13 protein-coding genes are annotated in these 19700 nt (G+C 35.3%); 8 read left to right on the top strand and 5 right to left on the bottom strand.

The features are described from left to right. Window positions 1-308 (bottom strand): carboxypeptidase-like regulatory domain-containing protein (locus ABFR62_03260; GenBank protein MEN8137426.1); only part of this gene is annotated, 308 nt, incomplete at its 3' end. A 429-nt stretch (window positions 309-737) separates the two neighbouring features. Here ABFR62_03260 and ABFR62_03255 point away from each other — a divergent pair. The 6 genes from ABFR62_03255 to ABFR62_03230 all read left to right on the top strand — a co-directional run bounded on the left by ABFR62_03255 (window position 738) and on the right by ABFR62_03230 (window position 9621). Then, window positions 738-1187: a MarR family transcriptional regulator gene (locus ABFR62_03255; GenBank protein ID MEN8137425.1), complete on the top strand. Its 450-nt coding sequence runs from the start codon at window positions 738-740 to the stop codon at window positions 1185-1187. 219 nt (window positions 1188-1406) lie between these two features. Continuing rightward, entirely contained in the window at window positions 1407-3812 is a 2406-nt protein-coding gene (locus ABFR62_03250) for a 3-hydroxyacyl-CoA dehydrogenase/enoyl-CoA hydratase family protein (protein MEN8137424.1), read from the top strand. Window positions 3813-3816: 4 nt separating this feature from the next. After that, window positions 3817-4995 carry an acetyl-CoA C-acyltransferase gene (locus ABFR62_03245; GenBank protein ID MEN8137423.1) on the top strand — a complete coding sequence of 393 codons (1179 nt, stop codon included), beginning with the start codon at window positions 3817-3819 and terminating at the stop codon, window positions 4993-4995. A 153-nt stretch (window positions 4996-5148) separates the two neighbouring features. Further along, the gene (locus tag ABFR62_03240) at window positions 5149-6957 is read left to right on the top strand and encodes an acyl-CoA dehydrogenase family protein (GenBank protein MEN8137422.1); all 1809 of its coding nucleotides are present in this window, start codon (window positions 5149-5151) and stop codon (window positions 6955-6957) included. 321 nt (window positions 6958-7278) lie between these two features. Further along, a complete protein-coding gene (locus ABFR62_03235; GenBank protein ID MEN8137421.1) occupies window positions 7279-8886 on the top strand; it encodes a thiamine pyrophosphate-dependent enzyme in 1608 nt (535 codons plus the stop codon). A gap of 141 nt (window positions 8887-9027) precedes the next feature. Then, window positions 9028-9621, top strand: coding sequence for an indolepyruvate oxidoreductase subunit beta (locus ABFR62_03230; GenBank protein MEN8137420.1), 594 nt, complete (start codon window positions 9028-9030; stop codon window positions 9619-9621). An 86-nt stretch (window positions 9622-9707) separates the two neighbouring features. On the opposite strand, the gene ABFR62_03225 is transcribed toward ABFR62_03230, so the two are convergent. Continuing rightward, on the bottom strand, window positions 9708-12245 hold the full coding sequence (locus ABFR62_03225; protein ID MEN8137419.1) for an ATP-dependent Clp protease ATP-binding subunit: 2538 nt from the start codon (window positions 12243-12245) through the stop codon (window positions 9708-9710). A 267-nt stretch (window positions 12246-12512) separates the two neighbouring features. On the opposite strand from ABFR62_03225, the gene gyrA reads away from it, so the two are divergent. Then, a complete protein-coding gene (gene gyrA, locus ABFR62_03220; protein ID MEN8137418.1) occupies window positions 12513-15065 on the top strand; it encodes a DNA gyrase subunit A in 2553 nt (850 codons plus the stop codon). A 115-nt stretch (window positions 15066-15180) separates the two neighbouring features. Then, complete coding sequence (locus ABFR62_03215; protein ID MEN8137417.1) at window positions 15181-16647, top strand: hypothetical protein; 1467 nt, start codon at window positions 15181-15183, stop codon at window positions 16645-16647. A 93-nt stretch (window positions 16648-16740) separates the two neighbouring features. On the opposite strand, the gene umuD is transcribed toward ABFR62_03215, so the two are convergent. The 3 genes from umuD to ABFR62_03200 form a co-directional block, all read right to left on the bottom strand. Beyond that, complete coding sequence (gene umuD / locus ABFR62_03210; protein MEN8137416.1) at window positions 16741-17187, bottom strand: translesion error-prone DNA polymerase V autoproteolytic subunit; 447 nt, start codon at window positions 17185-17187, stop codon at window positions 16741-16743. Between the two features lie 72 nt (window positions 17188-17259). Beyond that, the gene (locus tag ABFR62_03205; GenBank protein ID MEN8137415.1) at window positions 17260-18459 is read right to left on the bottom strand and encodes a class I SAM-dependent methyltransferase; all 1200 of its coding nucleotides are present in this window, start codon (window positions 18457-18459) and stop codon (window positions 17260-17262) included. 44 nt (window positions 18460-18503) lie between these two features. Beyond that, window positions 18504-19589 (bottom strand): AI-2E family transporter, encoded by a 1086-nt coding sequence (locus ABFR62_03200; GenBank protein MEN8137414.1) that lies wholly within the window; start codon window positions 19587-19589, stop codon window positions 18504-18506. Window positions 19590-19700: the final 111 nt, after the last annotated feature.

Genomic DNA, 19700 nt, shown 5'->3' with positions numbered 1-19700 from the left:
TCACCAAGTTGAAGATTTACATCTTTAACTTCAAAATTATTGTATCCGATAAATGATACAGTAATAGTATACGGTCCGCCAACCCTAACACTGGGAATTGTAAATCGTCCGTCGATGTTTGTAGTAGCACCGTACTGAGTCCCTGAAGGAGTGTGAACTGCAACTACATTTGCCCCTGGAAGTGTTTCTCCAGTTGGGTCTTTTACCAAACCGTCAATACCTGAAGTTGTTACCTGCGCAAACGAAGCAATAGCCGAAAACACAAAGATAATACTTAAGAATGAAGCTCTAAGTAATGTTTTTGTCATGTTGATTATAATTAGTTATATTATGTAATGCAAAATAAACTGTTATTCATCATTAAAAAAATCTGCCAGGCTTTAATTAATTCCCAGTACATCAGTAATCTAAACTATTTTGTCATCTAAAAGTAAGAAAATAGCTACAGTATTTGGTCTGTCGCTTTGCTGTTGTGGGAATAATATAATTTATATATAATCTATATATGTTTATTGTTACGTCGTAAGATACTGCATTTCAGAGCCTATAATTACATTTTAAAGGTAATTATCATCGGAATATGCAAAATGTTTAAAAAATACTATGCATGCATAATATAAATTCATATATTTGGGACACAGATTAAGAAAATCTCTATAATAAGTTTGTTTCATTGTATATATAATAATTATTGTACCATGATTACTTATTGGAATAGGTGGGAATTAAAAAACGAAATGGAAGAAAAAACACTTACAATAGATTATATGCTTCGGTCAACCTGGCAGGCTGTTTCAAAGATGTATAATGAACAGGCAGTGGAGTATGGAGCTTCAATGGCTACAGGTTTTACTCTGCTGTCGATAGATCCGGAAGAAGGATCACCATCAACGTCTCTGGGACCCCGAATGGGAGTAGAAGCAACAAGTTTATCCCGAACATTGAAATCAATGGAAGAAAAAGGATTGATTATCAGGAAACCAAATCCAAAAGACGGGAGAGGTGTATTAATATGTCTGACCAATGAAGGGAGAGCTAAGAGAGAGATATCAAAGGAAAGGGTTTTAAAGTTCAACGATACGGTTCGCAATAGCTTATCTCCTCAAAAAATAAAACACTTTTATGAGGTAATGGAGACAATTACTGAGCTGATTAATGAAAAGAAAATTTTTCAAACTGAGGAGTAAAATTGTTTTCAGTTTTACTCAATATATATAAACACTAGCGACATTCACTAACCAACATATTTATTTTCAGAATGTCCATGTACGTTTAATGTAATAATTACTAATGGATGAAACTAATATGATTAAATTTTTTTCTCAATTATCTGTATACAGGATAGTATTAGAGAATTACTTTAATTAAGGAGTTTCGTCTAACCATTAAAATCAAATTATAAACAGATGAATCGTGCAATTAAAAAAGTAGCAATACTTGGTTCCGGAATCATGGGATCGCGTATTGCGTGTCATTTTGCCAATATCGGTGTGGAAGTTTTGCTTCTCGACATCGTACCTCGTGAGCTTGATGACAAAGAAAAAGCCAAAGGACTCTCCCTTGAGGACAAGGTTGTGAGAAACCGAATTGTTAATGCTGCGCTAACAGCTACACTTAAAGCTAAACCTTCGCCTATCTACAAAAAGGAATTTGCCTCGTTAATTGAAACAGGTAATTTTGATGATGATATGCCAAAAATCAAGGATGCTGATTGGGTAATGGAAGTTGTAGTAGAAAGGCTGGATATTAAAAAGATTGTTTTAGACAATGTTGTTAAATATCGAACACCCGGAACTTTAATTACCTCAAATACATCAGGTATTCCTATTCACAAAATGATAGAGGGTAGAGATGAAGACTTCAGAAAACACTTCGTTGGAACTCACTTTTTTAATCCACCGCGTTATCTAAAACTCTTTGAAGTAATCCCAACTCCGGAAACTGATCCTGAAATCACTGAATTCCTGATGAATTATGGTGATCAGTATCTTGGGAAAACATCAGTTTTAGCTAAAGATACCCCTGCATTTATAGCAAACCGTGTCGGAATTTATAGCATCATGGAATTGTTCCATGTAGTTAATGAAATGGGGATGACAATTGAGGAAGTAGATAAATTAACAGGTCCGGTTATTGGACGTGCAAAATCTGCTACTTTCCGTACGGTTGATGTAGTAGGGCTCGATACTCTTGTTCATGTTGCAAATGGTCTCTACAATGGGGTTCCTGATGATGAAGCACACGATTTGTTTGCAATTCCGGAATATATCCAAGCAATGATGGATAATAACTGGTTGGGATCAAAAACCAATCAGGGATTTTATAAAAAAGTTAAAAATGAGAGTGGTAAGAAAGAAATACTTTCTTTAGACCTTAATACTCTTGAATATCGATCAAAAATTCGTCCTAAGTTCGCTACTTTGGAAATGACAAAGACTATAGATAAAGTTATTGATCGTTTCAAAGTACTGGTAAAAGGAAAGGATAAGGCAGGCGAATTTTATAGAAAAACATTCTCCGGATTATTCCAATACGTTTCTAACCGTATTCCTGAAATTTCAGATGAGTTGTACAAAATAGATGATGGTATGAAAGCCGGATTCGGATGGCAACACGGACCATTTCAGGTTTGGGATGCTATAGGAGTAGAGAAGGGGATTGCCATGATGGAAGCAGAAGGAAAGAAACCTGCTCAGTGGGTTTACGATATGGTAGCTTCCGGTCAGAAGTCGTTCTATACTATTGATAAAGGAACAGCATCTTACTATGACATTCCTGCCAAAGAAAATAAAATTATTCCCGGGTTAGAAAACTACATTATTTTGGATCACACCAGACCTACATCTACTGTCTGGGAGAATTCAGGGTCAGTTATTCACGATTTAGGAGATGGAATATTAAACGTTGAATTCACATCGAAAATGAATTCAATAGGAGGAGAGGTACTTCAGGGAATTCAAAAAGGTATAGAGTTAGCCGAAAAAGATTTCCGTGGACTTGTAATTGGTAATCAGGGTGAAAATTTCTCGGTAGGAGCAAATCTTGCTATGATTTTCATGATGGCCATTGAACAGGAGTATGATGAGCTTAACATGGCTATCCGTCAATTCCAGGATACAATGATGCGTGTTAGATATTCATCAATTCCTGTTATCGCTGCACCTCACGGAATGACATTTGGAGGTGGAGCCGAACTTACTCTTCACGCAGATAAGGTTATTGCTGCTGCAGAAACTTACATTGGTCTTGTAGAGTTTGGTGTAGGACTTATTCCCGGCGGAGGGGGAACTAAAGAATTAGCATTGAGAGCTGCCGATACTTTCAAACCGGGAGATGTTGAAGTAAATGTTCTTCAGGAAGCCTTCCTTGCAATTGGAATGGCAAAGGTTGCTACTTCGGGTCATGAAGCTTTTGATTTAGGGTTCCTAAAACAGGGTAGAGATCATATTGTATTAAATAAAGATCGTCAAATTGCTACAGCCAAACGTCATGCAATTTTAATGGCAGAAGACGGGTATACTCAACCTGCCAAACGTAAAGATATTAAAGTTCTTGGACGACAGGCATTAGGTATGTTCTATGTGGGAACTGATGGAATGCAGGCTTCAAAATATATTTCGGAACACGACAGAAAAATGGCAGATAAACTTGCCTATGTAATGGCAGGAGGAGATTTATCTGAAAAAACTCTTGTTTCGGAACAATATCTACTTGATTTGGAAAGAGAAGCTTTCTTGTCGTTAACAACAGAGAAGAAAACTCTTGAGCGTATTCAACACATGTTACAAAAAGGTAAACCTCTAAGAAACTAAGATCATGACAGAAGCATATATTGTTAAAGCATATAGAACTGCGGTAGGTAAAGCTCCAAAGGGAGTATTCCGTTTCAAAAGACCGGACGAGTTGGCTGCCGAAACCATTAAACACATGATGGATACAGTTCCGGATTTAGACGTTAATCGAATTGATGACGTAATTGTAGGTAACGCAATGCCTGAAGCCGAACAAGGATTAAATATGGGGCGTTTAATATCGTTGATGGGGCTAGATACTATTGATGTTCCCGGTGTAACGGTAAACAGATATTGTGCATCAGGTATAGAAACCATAGCCATGGCATCGGCAAAAATAAAGGCCGGAATGGCAGATATTATTATTGCCGGAGGTAGCGAAAGCATGTCATATATCCCAATGGGTGGATACAAACCGGTTCCTGAGTATAATTTGGCGAAGAAAAATCCAAGTTATTATTGGGGAATGGGAATTACGGCAGAAGCTGTTGCAAATAAATATAATGTTAGCAGGGAGGATCAGGATGAATTTGCATTTAATTCTCACATGAAAGCCCTGGCAGCGATTAAAGATGGAAAGTTCAAAGATGAGATAGTACCCATAAACGTAGATCATGTTTATTTGGATGATGATGGCAAAAAGGTAACATCTCAATATGTAGTTGATACCGACCAGGGGCCGCGTGCAGGAACAAATACTGCTGTATTAAATAAACTTAGACCTGTATTTGCAGCCGGAGGATCAGTAACAGCTGGTAATTCTTCTCAAATGAGTGATGGGGCTGCTTTTGTTTTAGTTGTTTCGGAAAAAGTTATGAAAGAACTCAATCTCGAGCCAATCGCAAGGTTAGTGAATTATGCCGCTGCAGGGGTAGAACCGAGTTTAATGGGTATTGGTCCCACTGCTGCAATTCCTAAAGCATTGAAACTGGCCGGAATGAAACAAAATGATATAGAACTTATAGAGCTTAATGAGGCTTTTGCTTCACAATCTATAGCCGTAGTAAGAGAGTTAGATCTTAATCCGGATATAGTGAATGTAAATGGTGGAGCAATTGCTATGGGGCACCCGCTTGGTTGTACCGGAGCTAAATTGTCGGTTCAGTTATTTAATGAGTTAAAACGCCGTGATGCTAAATACGGTATGGTAACCATGTGTGTAGGAACCGGACAGGGAGCTGCAGGAATTTTTGAAATGTTATAAATATTGTTATTAGTTATTATTAGTACCATTAGCGGAGAATTAGAAAGAAGAGAAAGTATTATCATCAGAAATGTAAAATTCTGAAAATATGTTAACCAATAACAATTACACTCTTCTTTCTTTCTCTCTCTAAAGAACTTAAAAGTAAATTAAATGGAAACAAAGGAAATATATAAAATGAAAGGTGGCGAATTCCTTGTAAAGGACGCCAAAGCAGAGCAGATATTTATTGCTGAAGAATTTTCAGAAGAACAGCAAATGATGGCTTCGGCTGCTACAGAATTTGTAGATAAGGAAATAGTTCCCAAAAGAGAACGTTTTGAGCAAAAGGATTATGCCTTAGTAGAGGAGCTTATGAAAAAGGCCGGAGAAATGGGTTTTCTAGGGATTACTACTCCCGAAAAATATGAAGGTCTTAATATGGGATTCAATACTGCTATGCTGGTAACGGATAAGCTTTCCGGAACAACGGGATCTTTTTCAACAGCTTATGGAGCTCATACAGGAATTGGTACTCTTCCAATATTACTTTATGGAACAGAGGAGCAAAGAATGTATTATCTTCCAAAATTAGGGTCAGGTGAATGGATTGGAGCCTATGCTTTAACTGAACCGGGAGCAGGATCGGATGCAAATTCGGGAAAAACAAAAGCTGTTTATAATCCTGAAACGGATACCTATAAAATTACCGGTGGTAAAATGTGGATTTCAAACGCAGGTTTTGCTCAGATGTTTATTGTATTTGCCCGTATCGAAAACGATAAAAACATTACCGGATTTATAGTTGATTACGATAAAGATAATCCGAATGGAATAACGTTTGGAGAAGAAGAACATAAATTAGGTATTAAGTCTTCATCTACACGTCAGGTTTATTTTGATGAAACGGAAGTTCCTGCATCAGCAATGCTTTCTGTGAGAGGGAATGGTTTTAAAATTGCTATGAACTCGTTAAATGTAGGACGTATTAAACTTGCTGCTGCTTGTTTAGATTCTCAAAAAAGACTGGTAAATCACGGAGTAACATATGCCAATGAGAGATTCCAGTTTAAAGTGCCAATTTCAAGCTTTGGTGCAATTAAAAATAAAATAGCCGATATGGCTACTGCTGCATGGGTATCTGAAGCAGGTACTTATAGAGCGGGACAGGATATAGAAGATAAAATTGCTGAATTGGAAGCTGGTGGAATGTCACCTCAGGAATCTAAACTAAAAGGAGTTGAGGAATTTGCCGTAGAAGCATCTATTATGAAAGTTTACGCATCAGAGGCAGTTCAAATGTCGTCAGATGAGGCAATACAGATATATGGAGGTATGGGATTCTCTTCTGATGCACCGGTTGAAGCTGCATGGCGTGATGCCCGTATTGCCCGTATTTATGAGGGTACTAATGAAATTAACCGTATGTTGGTTGTAGGTATGCTTCTTAGAAAGGCAATGAAAGGCGATATTGATTTGATGGGACCTGCAATGAAAGTTGCTTCAGAACTGATGTCTATTCCTTCATTTGACACACCGGATTATTCAGTTTTATTCTCTGAAGAAAAAGAGCTTATAACTAAACTTAAGAAAGCTGCATTGATGATTGCCGGTAAAGCAGTTGAGAAATACGGTATGGATCTTAATGATCATCAAGAGTTGTTGATGTATGTTTCTGATATGATCATTGAAATTTACGTAGCAGAATCTGCTGTGTTAAGAGCTGAAAAACTAGCATTAAAAAATGGAGAAAATGCTACAGAGTATCAGGTTGCTATGGCAAGATTAAACTTGTTTAATGCCGTAGAGAAAATATCTACCGCAGGTAGAGAAGCCGTTATTTCTATAGCAGAAGGAGATGAACAACGTATGATGTTAATGGGACTAAAGCGATTTACAAAATATGTTAATTTCCCTAACGTTATTGAGTTGAGAAGAAAGATTGCAGGAAAAGTAATCGAAGAAAATAAATACGTATTCTAGTAACTGGAACTGTCATTGTTTTAGCATAAATAATTTTTGCTATAATTTGATGTGACCCATTTTTTTGAAATCACCCTCTGCAATCTTTTTAAGATTTGTAGAGGGTGATTTTTTGTTGCTATTTATTGACTTATAAGTATCAAAATGACCAAGAATTAAAAGCTAGATAAATTTTAAGTATTTATAGAAAAATTTTTGATCAAAACTTGTTTTCATTTTCATAAACGTTATATATTTGAGAGATATTATCCTTACAGTTTAATTTAATTACGGGTAATAGCTTTGCCAGAACTAACTGTTGCGAACTAAATCAGGTTATTTATGAAGAAATTGTTAATGGGAGATGAGGCTTTGGCTCAGGGAGCAATCGATGCCGGCTTATCAGGGATGTATGCTTATCCCGGAACTCCTTCAACAGAAATAATGGAATATATACAGCATTCAAACGAAGCAAAAGGCTTGAAGATTCATATGACATGGTCGTCGAACGAAAAAACTTCTATGGAGGCTGCCTTGGGAATGTCATATGCAGGAAAACGTGCAATGGTTGCTATGAAACATGTTGGTTTAAATGTTGCTGCCGATGCTTTTATTAATAGTGCTATAACAGGTGTAAATGGAGGACTGGTGGTAGTTTCTGCCGATGATCCGTCGATGCATTCTTCTCAGAATGAACAAGACAGCCGATTTTATGGAAAGTTTGCCCAGATACCTATACTTGAACCATCAAATCAGCAAGAGGCTTACGAAATGGTTATTTATGGCTTCGAATTGTCAGAAAAGCTAAAAGTACCTGTTCTATTGAGAATTACTACGCGTTTAGCTCATTCAAGGGCGGGTGTGGAAACAATTGAGAAAAGAAGGGTTCAGAATGACGTTACTTTACCGGAAGACCCTAATCAATTTATATTACTGCCGTCTATAGCGAGAATGCAGTATAAAGAGCTGTTAGGTAAATTTGATAATTTTATTGATCACTCGGAGGAGTCTCCATACAATCAATATTTCGAAGGAAAAGACAAGTCAAAAGGAGTTATAGCCTGCGGAATAACATATAATTATTTAATGGAAAACTTTCCGGAAGGCATAGATTTTCCTTTACTGAAAATCACACAGTATCCTATGCCGAGAAAGAAAGTTGAACATATTATGTCGGAATGCGACGAAGTGATTGTTCTCGAAGACGGGTACCCAATGATAGAAGAGTTGTTGAAAGGTTATTTGGGAAATGAACATATAAATGGTAGGCTGGACGGTACATTACCGAGAGCAGGAGAACTTAATCCTAATATTGTGGGAAAGGCTTTTGGTTTTGTAACAGAGGAAATTGATGTTCCCGGAGTAGTTGAAAAAAGGTTACCGGCAATGTGTGTCGGATGTGGTCATATCGATGCATATAACGCATTGAATGTAGCTATGGAAGAATATGGTAAAGGAAAAGTGTTTGCAGATATCGGATGTTACACTTTAGGAGCTTATGAGCCTTTTAATGCCATAAGTTCATGTGTAGATATGGGTGCATCAATTACTATGGCAAAAGGAGCTGCTGATGCGGGCTTAACACCTGCTGTAGCAGTAATTGGAGATTCAACTTTTACTCATTCGGGAATGACAGGATTATTAGATGCAGTAAAAGACAGCTCTAATATAACTGTGGTAATATCCGATAACTTTACTACGGGTATGACCGGTGGCCAGGATTCAAATGCCCTTGGAAAAATAGAGGATATATGTAGAGGTATAGGTGTAGATGAAGAGCATATTAGAATTTTCAAGCCTTTGGCAAAGAATCACGACGAGATGGTAAGGATAATGAAGGAGGAGATTTCTTATAACGGAGTGTCTGTAGTTATTCCTCGACGACAATGTGTAAGGACGATAAAAAATAAAAAATTGTCTGAAGAAATTAAGAAGTTAGGACTGAATTAGAAGTGATTAAAGTTAAAAGAGATGTACTGAACAATGTTGAAAGATTCAAAGTTTAGAGATATATCCTAACAGATCTAATAACTTTTATTAAAATAAGACATTATTAACACATTCAACCATTAAAGCATTCAATCATTAACAATGAAAACAGATATAATTTTAGCAGGAGTCGGGGGGCAGGGAATACTTTCTATTGCAGGTTCAATTTCAATGGCCGCCCTTAATAATAACCTTGATATTAAACAGTCGGAAGTACATGGAATGAGTCAACGGGGAGGAGCAGTACAATCGAATTTACGAATTTCCGATAAGAAAATAGCTTCAGACCTGATTCCTAAAGGTAAAGTTGATTTGATATTGTCGGTTGAGCCAATGGAAGCTCTTCGTTATATACCATTTTTGAGTAAAGATGGATGGATAGTTACGAGCAGTAATCCATTCAAGAATATTGAAGATTATCCCGATGAAGAGGATATATACGCAAAATTGAGAAGCTATAAAAAAATAGTGATGATTGATTCCGAAAAGATAGCTGCCAAAATAGGTTCTAAGTTGGCTTCAAATATTGTAATGCTTGGTGCTGCATCACCTTTTATAGAAATGTCTTTTGAAAGTTTGGAAGAAGGTGTAAGGCAAATATTCGCAAGTAAAGGTGAAATGATTATCAGAAAAAACATTGATGCTTTACAAGCGGGAAGAGAAGCCAGCCTGGAGGCCATTAATGAGCTGATTTAAGTATTGTAAAGTTTATTTTCAGACTCCCGTAAAATTAAAGACCACCCAATAGGTGGTCTTTAATTTTACTCATTTCTATATGAAAACTATTTTTGTTTCTCATTTTTAAGATTTTTTATTGTAATCTCCTGATTTTTCTCATCAAAATCAATTACAATAGAATCACCTTCTTTAATATTAGAGTTAATAATCTCTTCTGCTAAAGGATCCTCAATATATTTTTGAATAGCTCTTTGTAATGGCCTTGCTCCAAACTGTCTGTCGTAACCTTTATCAGCAACAAAATCTTTAGCTTCATCGCTCAATACAAATGAATATCCCAGTGCTTCTATACGGGAAATTAGTTTATCCAGTTCGATATCGATGATTTTTCTAATATCTTCTCTTTCAAGAGAGTTAAATAATACTACATCATCAATTCTATTAAGAAATTCCGGTGCAAAAGTCTTTTTTAAAGCATTTTCAATTACGCCTTTCGCATCGTTATTTGAACTTTGTTTCCTTGCCTGTGTGCCAAATCCAACACCGGCACCAAAATCTTTCAACTGACGTGTACCAATGTTTGATGTCATAATTATGATAGTGTTTTTGAAATCTATTTTTCTGCCTAAACTATCAGTCATTTGACCATCATCCAATGCCTGGAGCATTAGATTAAATACATCAGGATGCGCTTTTTCAATTTCATCAAGAAGGATTACAGAATAAGGTTTACGTCTTACTTTTTCAGTAAGTTGTCCGCCTTCTTCATAACCAACATATCCCGGAGGAGCACCTACTAATCGCGATACCGCAAATTTCTCCATATACTCACTCATATCAATTCTGATTAGAGCTTCTTCCGAATCGAACAAAGTTTTAGCCAATACTTTGGCAAGCTGGGTTTTTCCAACCCCTGTTTGTCCTAAGAAAATGAAACTTCCAATAGGCTTAGACGGATCTTTTAATCCGGCTCTGTTTCTTTGAATTGCTTTTACAACTTTATTAATAGCTTCTTCCTGTCCTATTACTGTTCCCTGAATTAGTTTGGCCAATGAGGCAAGCCTGTTACTTTCGGCCTGGGCTACACGTTGAACAGGAATTCCTGTCATCATAGATACCACTTCAGCCACATTCTCTTCACTTACAGTTTCACGTTTGGTTTTTACATCTTCTTCCCATTTTTGTTGTGCCAATGTAAGCTCACGTTCTATTTGTTTTCCTTCATCTCTGAGTTTGGCAGCCTCCTCATATTTCTGACTTTTCAAAACCCTTGATTTTTTCTCTCGAATTTTTTCAAGTTTTTGCTCCATATCAAGTATTTCCTGAGGAACACTGATATTTGTGATATGAACACGCGAACCGGCTTCATCTAAAGCATCAATAGCTTTATCAGGAAGGTGTCTGTCGGAAATATACCTGTCTGTTAACTGAACACAAGCTTTAATAGCTTCATCCGTATAATTTACATTGTGATGACTTTCGTAACGTTCTTTAATGTTGTTCAGAATCTCAATAGTTTCCTCTTCGTTGGTTGGTTCTATCATAACTTTCTGAAATCTTCGCTCTAATGCACCATCTTTTTCGATGTGCTGACGATATTCATCAAGTGTTGTAGCTCCAATACATTGCAGCTCACCTCTTGCTAAAGCAGGTTTAAACATATTTGAAGCATCCAGAGAACCCGTAGCTCCTCCGGCACCAACGATAGTGTGAAGCTCATCTATAAAAAGTATTATTTCATCGTTTTTTTCGAGCTCATTCATTACCGCTTTCATTCGCTCTTCGAACTGACCTCTGTATTTCGTACCTGCTACCAGACTAGCAAGATCAAGAGTTACAACTCTTTTATTGAAAAGAACTCTCGAAACTTTCTTCTTAATAATGCGAAGAGCTAAACCTTCGGCAATTGCAGATTTACCAACTCCCGGCTCTCCAATCAACAGAGGGTTGTTTTTCTTTCTTCTGCTTAATATTTGAGAAACTCTTTCAATCTCTTTTTCTCTACCTACTACAGGGTCTAACTTTCCCTCTTCAGCATATTGAGTTAAGTCTCTTCCAAAATTATCTAAAACAGGAGTTTTAGATTTTTTTTGCGTGGGTTTTGGACCGCTACTTTCCGAACCTCTTCCAAACGGATTTTCAGTAGGGTCAAAACCTTCATCAGAGAAGGATTCTGCCTGTGGAAAATCGAATGGTTCATCTTCCAGTAAAAGTTGTTTAAACTCCTCTTTTATCGATTGATAAACAACATTATGCTTGTTTAAAATCTTTGTAGTAGGATCGTTCTCATTTCTTAAAATACTTAAAAGTAAATGCCCTGTGTTAATTGACTGGCTTCTAAATAATTTTATTTCAAGATATGTTGTTTTTAATGCCTTTTCTGCTGATGCAGTGAGCCTTAAGGATTGGTTCTCATTTACATTAACAACAGATGTTTTTGGAGTTAATGTTTCAAATAAATGCTTTAAATTATAAATATCAACACTTAGGCTCTCGATCATTTCGATAGCTTTACCTTCTCCTTCTTTTATAACTCCAAGCATAAGATGTTCGGTTCCGATATAGTCATGACCAAGACGGATTGCTTCTTCTTTGCTAAAAGATATTATCTCTTTTACTTTTGGTGAAAATTTATCTTCCATACGTACTCCTCCTTTTGTAAATAACGACCAGCAATATTAGAAAAACTTAGGCGGCTTTTTTAATAAAAAATTGGTATAAATTAATTTAAGTATAATAATACAATACTTATTTTAAAGATAGTAAAAATTATCAATTCAATTATAAACAAATATTGTTAAAAAATCAATAATTATAAAGCTTTATAAGGGCTTTTATTATTATGATTTTATTGTATATTCGTCAAGTTTTGCGAAGAGTACAACATTAAAATATAAAATTCTGATTTTATGGCAGATGGAGATAAAATAATTCCAATTAATATAGAGGAACAGATGAAATCCGCTTACATTGATTACTCAATGTCGGTTATTGTTTCTCGTGCTTTACCGGATGTTAGGGATGGATTGAAGCCAGTACACCGTAGAGTATTGTTTGGAATGCACGAATTAGGAGTGGTTTCTAACCGAGCACATAAGAAATCCGCAAGAATTGTTGGGGAAGTTTTAGGTAAATATCACCCACATGGTGATTCGTCTGTTTACGATACTATGGTTCGTATGGCTCAGGACTGGTCTATGCGTTATATGATGGTTGACGGACAAGGTAACTTTGGTTCTGTAGATGGAGATAGTCCTGCAGCAATGCGTTATACTGAGGCGCGTATGCAGAAAATATCTGAAGATATGCTTCGTGATATTGAAAAAGAAACTGTAGACCACTCATTGAATTTTGATGATACTCTTGAGGAACCGGTAGTTCTACCAACAAGAATTCCAAACTTACTGGTAAACGGTGCTTCGGGTATTGCGGTTGGTATGGCTACAAATATGCCTCCACATAACCTAACTGAAGTTGTAAATGGTGTTATAGCATATATCAAAAACAATGATATAGAAGTAGATGGATTAATGGAGTACATAAAAGCTCCTGATTTTCCTACCGGCGGGACTATTTATGGCTATGAAGGAGTAAAAGATGCATTTAGAACCGGTAGAGGGCGTGTTGTTATGCGTGCTAAAGCCAGGTTTGAGGAAGTACACGGTCGTGACTGTATAATAGTATCGGAGATCCCTTATCAGGTAAATAAAGCGGAAATGATTAAGAAAACCGCTGATTTGGTGAATGATAAGAAGATTGAAGGTATTTCCAGTATAAGAGATGAGTCTGACCGTAAGGGCATGAGAATCGTATACATTCTTAAAAAAGATGTTGTACCTAAAGTTGTATTAAATAAACTTTATAAATACACTCAGCTTCAAACTTCATTCAGTGTAAACAACATTGCACTTGTAAATGGACGTCCGGAAACTCTTAATCTTAGAGATATGATTGTTCATTTTGTTAATCACAGAATGGACGTAGTTATCAGACGAACTCAGTTTGAGCTTAAACAAGCGGAAAAACGTGCTCATATTTTAGAAGGTTTATTAATAGCTCTTGATAATCTTGATGCTGTTATTAAATTGATTAGAGGAAGTAAAACTCCTGAAGAAGCCCGTAACGGATTGATGACGGAATTTAATCTTTCTGAATTACAAGCCAGAGCTATTCTGGATATGCGTCTTCAAAAACTTACAGGTCTTGAAAGAGATAAGATCAGAGCTGAGTACGATGAGTTAATGGCTTTAATCACTGACTTGAAAGAAATTCTCGAAAGTGAAGAAAGACGTTATACGATCATTACGGAAGAGCTCGAAGAAGTAAGGGATAAATATGGCGATGAGCGTCGTTCTAATATTGAATTTTCAGAAGCAGAAGTTTCAATAGAAGATATGATCCCCAATGAAGAAGTTGTTGTAACAATTTCGCATGCAGGATACATAAAACGTACACCATTATCTGAATACAGAAAACAACACAGAGGAGGAGTAGGTCACAAAGGTGCTACATCGAGAGATCAGGATTTCTTGGAACACTTGTTTGTAGCAACCAACCACCAATATATGTTGTTCTTTACCGAACTCGGTAAGTGTTTCTGGATGAGAGTTTATGAAATCCCTGAAGGTTCGAAAATATCAAAAGGTAGAGCTATTCAGAATCTGATTAATATAAATACTGAAGATAAGGTAAAAGCATATATACAAACCGGAAACCTTAAGGATAGTGAATATGTAAATAGTCATAACGTAGTGATGGTGACTAAAAAAGGTGTAGTTAAGAAAACTCCGCTTGAACAGTATTCCCGTCCAAGAACTAACGGTATTAATGCTATTACTATTAGAGAAGATGATACTTTATTCGAAGCTAAACTAACTACCGGAAACAGCGATATCCTTATTGGAGCCAAATCCGGTAAAGCTATTAGATTCGATGAAAGTAAAACCAGACCAATGGGAAGGAATGCTTCCGGTGTTAGAGGAATTACTTTGGCTAATGAATTAGATGAAGTTGTAGGAATGGTTTGTACTGACGATCCTACCTCCGGTATCTTAGTAGTTTCAGAAAAAGGTTTTGGTAAGCGTTCATCTTTGGAAGATTACCGTATTACTAACCGGGGAGGTAAAGGTGTAAAAACTATTAATATTACGGATAAAACCGGTGAATTAATCGCAATTAAAAATGTAACAGATAAAGATGATTTGATGATCATCAATAAATCAGGTGTTATAATAAGATTGGGAGTTGATACATTAAGAGTTATGGGGCGTGCAGCTCAGGGAGTTAAGCTTATAAACCTTAAGGGGAATGATTCTATTGCCGCTGTAGCCAAGGTAGAACTCGGCGAAGGTATGGATGAAGAATTTGAAGGTGAAGAAAATACTGAAGGTAATGAGAATATTGAAGGTAATGAGAGTACTGAAGGAGAAAGTGGCACGAATATTGATGATACCCAAGAGTAAATAATAAAAAAACTACTAAATATCAATTTATATATATATAATTAACTTAATTTTGTATATATGATTGATATTTAGAGTTTAATTAATCAACATACTGAAAAAAATTAATAAACAGATGATGAAAAAGTTCATTAGCATTGCAGCAGCATTTGTAATAAGTGTTTCTGCATTTGCACAAGAAGATCAAATTAAGAGTGCAGAAAAAGCTCTTAAAAGTGATAATCTTACAGAGGCGAAAAGCCTAATTGATCAAGTTAATATCAATGAGGATAATTACTATACTCTAGATCCGGAAATGGTTTCTGATTATCTTTTCGTGAAAGGAAGCATTTATAAAGCAATAGGTGAGAAAAATAATGATGATGAATCACTCGTTAACGCAGCTGTTGCATATACTGGTTTGGCTTTAGTAGAAAGTGGTAAAGCTTATTCTGCAAAAAATAATGAAAGTGGAGATTATGAATATTTCCGTACTCAGGAAGATTTAGATAAGGCTGTAGCAACCGGTAATTATAAAAAACCAAAAGTTAAAGACCGTAAACAATATCACTCAGCTGAGGTTCAGCCAATAGTACAGAAACTGGCATTAGATTTCCATCAGGGTGCAATTGAAGCATATAATGCTCAGGATTTCGACAAAGCATCAAAAGACTTTGTTAATGCATATCAGGTGTACAAAAATCCGCTATTTCCTACTCCGGCAGATACAACTTTGCTTTATAACGCTGCAGCCGTAGCTGTTTCTGCAAATAATTACCCGGGAGCTCTTACTATTTATGAGAAATTGTTGGAAATGGACTATACAGGTATTACAACTGTATATGAAGCTTCAAACAAAGAAACAGGAGAGAAGCAAACATTCGCATCTCAAGAGGATCTTGATATGCAAATGAAATTTGGTGTAGTTGAAAACGATACAGTTTATACAACAAAAAACAATCAGCCTTCAATTTACAGAAGTGTTGGTAGTATCTACCTTAACATGGGAGATAATCTTGCAAAGGAAGATTCTCTAGAAAAACAAAAATATTACCACCAGGCATTAGAAGTTTTAAAAGAAGGTAAAGCAAAGTATCCTGGTGATTATGATTTGCTATTGACTTTAGGAAACACATATCTTAAAGAAGGAGATCAGCAAGGATTTATTAATGCAATGCAGGAAGCAATTGCTCAAGATCCAACTAATGAGGTTCTATATTATAATATAGGTGTTGTTAGTAATGATTTAGGAATGGAAGCTGAAGCAAAAGCTGCTTATGATAAGGCAATAGAGCTTAAGCCTGATTATACTGATGCCTATATTAACCAGGCAGCCGCAATCCTTGGTAGAGAAAAAGAGATTAATGAAGAAATTTCTGCTTTACCTATAAAGCTTAATAGAGCAAATCAAGCAAAACTTAAAAGTTTAAAAGCAGAAAAGCAGGATATTTATAAAGAAGCTATTGGTTACCTTGAAGGGGCTTACGAGTATGATAAAACAAATATTGGTTTGTTGCAAACAATGAAAAATATTTATTATGCTCTTGACAGAAATGATGATTATAAAAGAATTTCAGATGAGTTAAAAGCTCTTGAAGAGTAACAGTTATTTTATATAAAAATAAAAAGCACCTCAAACCAGAGGTGCTTTTTGTTTTTTATATAATTTAAAACTATATACTTATGAGTTTCTTTGTTAAACCATCTTTTTTATAACTCCAAGTACAACACCCCAAATTCTGAAATCCATATTTTCGTTTATTTTAATAGGAGCATAGCTAGTGTTTTCTGCCTGAAGATATAAATCATTTTTGTCTCTGATTAATCTCTTAACTGTGAATTCCCCGTTAATTACTGCCAGAATAATCTGTTTGTCCTGAGGCTCCAGAGCTTTATCAACAATCAATAAGTCCTGATCTTCGATTCCTGCATCAATCATTGATTGACCATTTACTCTTACAGCAAAAGTTGTTTTCTTATTCCTAATTAGCTCGTCTGATAGATTTATGGAACTGTCGGTAAAAGAATGTACCGCCATGGGGAACCCTGCTGATACACCGGCCTCAAACAGTGGTATTTCTATTCCTTCCGGCTCAATATCTAAAATCGTTACCTGAGGGGTTGGTTTATTATTAGTAGTCATTGATTGTAATTCGGTGTTTTCTAATTTTAACTAAATAATATTGGTCAAAAATAATAATAATGTTTCTAATCTTTAATTTGTATGTAAGATTTTTCTGCAGTAAATTACCAGTGAATGTTTTTTAGAATCGGTAGTGAAAAACAGATAATCATCACCTCCGTCCTTCAGTTTAAATTTTTTTCTAATCTCTGCTACTCCTAGTGGGTAATTTCTAACTGAAATATTTGCTTTCCCGTTTTTCAGAATTGAACTTATTTCTTTTTTATTTGCTTTCGATGTTGCAATTATTTCAAATGCGCGTCCCGGGAAATCATCAATTAACGTATCTGACGTATAAAGATGTGAATGCTGTGCAATTTTTAATAAATCAAACTTATTTGATATCTGATTAAATGCCCCGGTTTTCATTATCGAAGCAGAAGGCTCAAATAAGTATTTTTCAGGTTTTGAATAATTTGATTTAAAATTAGGATCATCCAATGAAAATTTATGGATGTTTGTTTTTTTTGATGAAAACAGGTCTACACTTTGTACTGTTATTTGCGAATCGTAGTTTTTTTCGAGGTGAAATAATAATTCTTTTACTTCGTTATTTAAACTGACAACATAGATGTTCTTTACATTTTTTAATTCGTTTACAGTGTTTTTTAAATCGAGCAGGGGAGATACTTTTATAAGAATACGATCGGATTTGGAGAAAAACAATTCCAAATTGTCTACAGGATTTGGTTGAGTGTCGGCAAGTAAAAAAACTTTCCCTTTAATTTCTGATCTTCTGGCAGGATCGAGATAAATTAAGTCGTATTTAGTATTTGTCGATTTTAAATATTCAATTCCATCCCCCGAAACAAATTCAACATTCTTTTTGTTAAAAACAGAAAAATTGTGTTTTACTATTTCCGATAGTTGAGTATTATATTCACAATGTGTGAAATTTTTAAAGTTTTCCGAAAAATAGTAAGTATCTACACCAAAACCTCCGGTTAAATCAATGGCATTTGTCCCTGAGAATAATGAAGCCTTAAATTCGGCCGTTATCTCAGAAGAAGTCTGCTCAATTGATAATTTTTCAGGATATATAATTTCGTCATTGTTAAACCAGTTTGGAAGTTTAAGTTTTGACTTTTTTTTAGCTTCTATTTGTTTAACTAATTCCTGAATAGTGATATTTTTAAAAGGAGAGCCTTTTAATATTAACCTCGCAATATCAGAATTGAGGTTGTCGTTGATGAATTTTTTAACATCACTATTTCCGAACTTTTCAAAAAACATGTATCGTTTTCTTAACTTTTATAAAATTCATCGTTAACAAACTACTACAAGTTTTTTGTTAAGGACTTTACTATTTTAAACTCCGAGAAAAACTCTTTTAGTATAATTCGTAATAGAGTATAACTGGGTACAGCCACGATCATGCCGATAATTCCACCCAGGTCTCCGGCTATTAAAATAACAAGGAATATTTCCAGAGGGTGTGCATGAGCAGTTTTTGAGAATATTACCGGCTGATTAACAAAATTATCAATTAACTGAATTATAACGTAACCAATAGTAATTTTAGTAATCATTGGTAGTATAACCTCGTTGAATTCTTCCGTAATGTTTCCGGTAATAGAGAGTAATATCATTAACACAAATGCTATGAGAGGTCCCACGTAAGGAATTAGATTTAATAGAGCTCCTAAAACAGCAATAATTAGAAAGTTATTAATACCGGCGATATATAGCATCAAAGTGTATAAAGTAAACATGATACTAACCTGAATAATCAAACCAAACAAGTACCTTGAAAGAGATAATTTTACAGTTGACATAAGTTTGGAAGCCTGTCCTGTTTTAGAATCCGGAACTAATGCTAAAACAGATTTCTTCATTAATTCTTTATCTTTTAGCAAAAAGAATGTTATAAATGAAATTATTAGCAAGCCTACCGATAAACCACCCATTGTCTCAACAATGGAATTAAGAAAGTTTGGGATAAAGGAAAAATCAATAATATCTTCAATCTGTTTATTTCCAAACACCTCCATATTGTCTATTCCCAAACTTGTCAGCCAGTTACTGATATATTCCCTGCCTACAGAAATGTTTTTTTCTACTTCTTCTAAATTTAGCAGAGATAAACTGTGAGCCTGTTCGTTTATAAGCGGAACTAAAGCCGCTCCGAGTAGTAGTATAATACTTAAAAAGGTTATTATAGTTATTACGGCACTTAAAACAACAGGTATTTGATACTTTCCTATTTTTACCTTACTGATAAAGTCAGCAACCGGTCTTCCAACAATAGCAATTATTCCGGATATTATAAGATAAATCAATATTTGTCTTATTTCGTAAAGGAAATATAACACCAATACAATAGCGGTAATTACAAATACAGCTTCAAGTATTTTGTTTTTCATAAATCAGTTATTTCAGTGTTTCCACTTTGATTGTATAAATTATACAGGGTTGAATCTATAACAAATTTAGCTGTATATTTTGAAATTAGCTTTATTCTCAAAAAAAATATC

This window comes from Bacteroidota bacterium (assembly GCA_039714315.1).
GTDB lineage: Bacteria > Bacteroidota > Bacteroidia > Flavobacteriales > JADGDT01 > JADGDT01.
The sequence above is the reverse complement of the archived record's forward strand: the minus strand, read 5'-3'. Positions and strand labels throughout refer to the sequence as shown.

Coding starts and splice junctions, on each gene's coding strand:
- ABFR62_03240 (MEN8137422.1), top strand. CDS start 5,149: ATGGAAACAAAGGAAATATATAAAATGAAAGGTGGCGAATTCCTTGTA.
- ABFR62_03215 (MEN8137417.1), top strand. CDS start 15,181: ATGATGAAAAAGTTCATTAGCATTGCAGCAGCATTTGTAATAAGTGTT.
- ABFR62_03230 (MEN8137420.1), top strand. CDS start 9,028: ATGAAAACAGATATAATTTTAGCAGGAGTCGGGGGGCAGGGAATACTT.
- ABFR62_03205 (MEN8137415.1), bottom strand. CDS start 18,459: ATGTTTTTTGAAAAGTTCGGAAATAGTGATGTTAAAAAATTCATCAAC.
- gyrA (MEN8137418.1), top strand. CDS start 12,513: ATGGCAGATGGAGATAAAATAATTCCAATTAATATAGAGGAACAGATG.
- ABFR62_03235 (MEN8137421.1), top strand. CDS start 7,279: ATGAAGAAATTGTTAATGGGAGATGAGGCTTTGGCTCAGGGAGCAATC.
- umuD (MEN8137416.1), bottom strand. CDS start 17,187: ATGACTACTAATAATAAACCAACCCCTCAGGTAACGATTTTAGATATT.
- ABFR62_03245 (MEN8137423.1), top strand. CDS start 3,817: ATGACAGAAGCATATATTGTTAAAGCATATAGAACTGCGGTAGGTAAA.
- ABFR62_03250 (MEN8137424.1), top strand. CDS start 1,407: ATGAATCGTGCAATTAAAAAAGTAGCAATACTTGGTTCCGGAATCATG.
- ABFR62_03255 (MEN8137425.1), top strand. CDS start 738: ATGGAAGAAAAAACACTTACAATAGATTATATGCTTCGGTCAACCTGG.
- ABFR62_03200 (MEN8137414.1), bottom strand. CDS start 19,589: ATGAAAAACAAAATACTTGAAGCTGTATTTGTAATTACCGCTATTGTA.
- ABFR62_03225 (MEN8137419.1), bottom strand. CDS start 12,245: ATGGAAGATAAATTTTCACCAAAAGTAAAAGAGATAATATCTTTTAGC.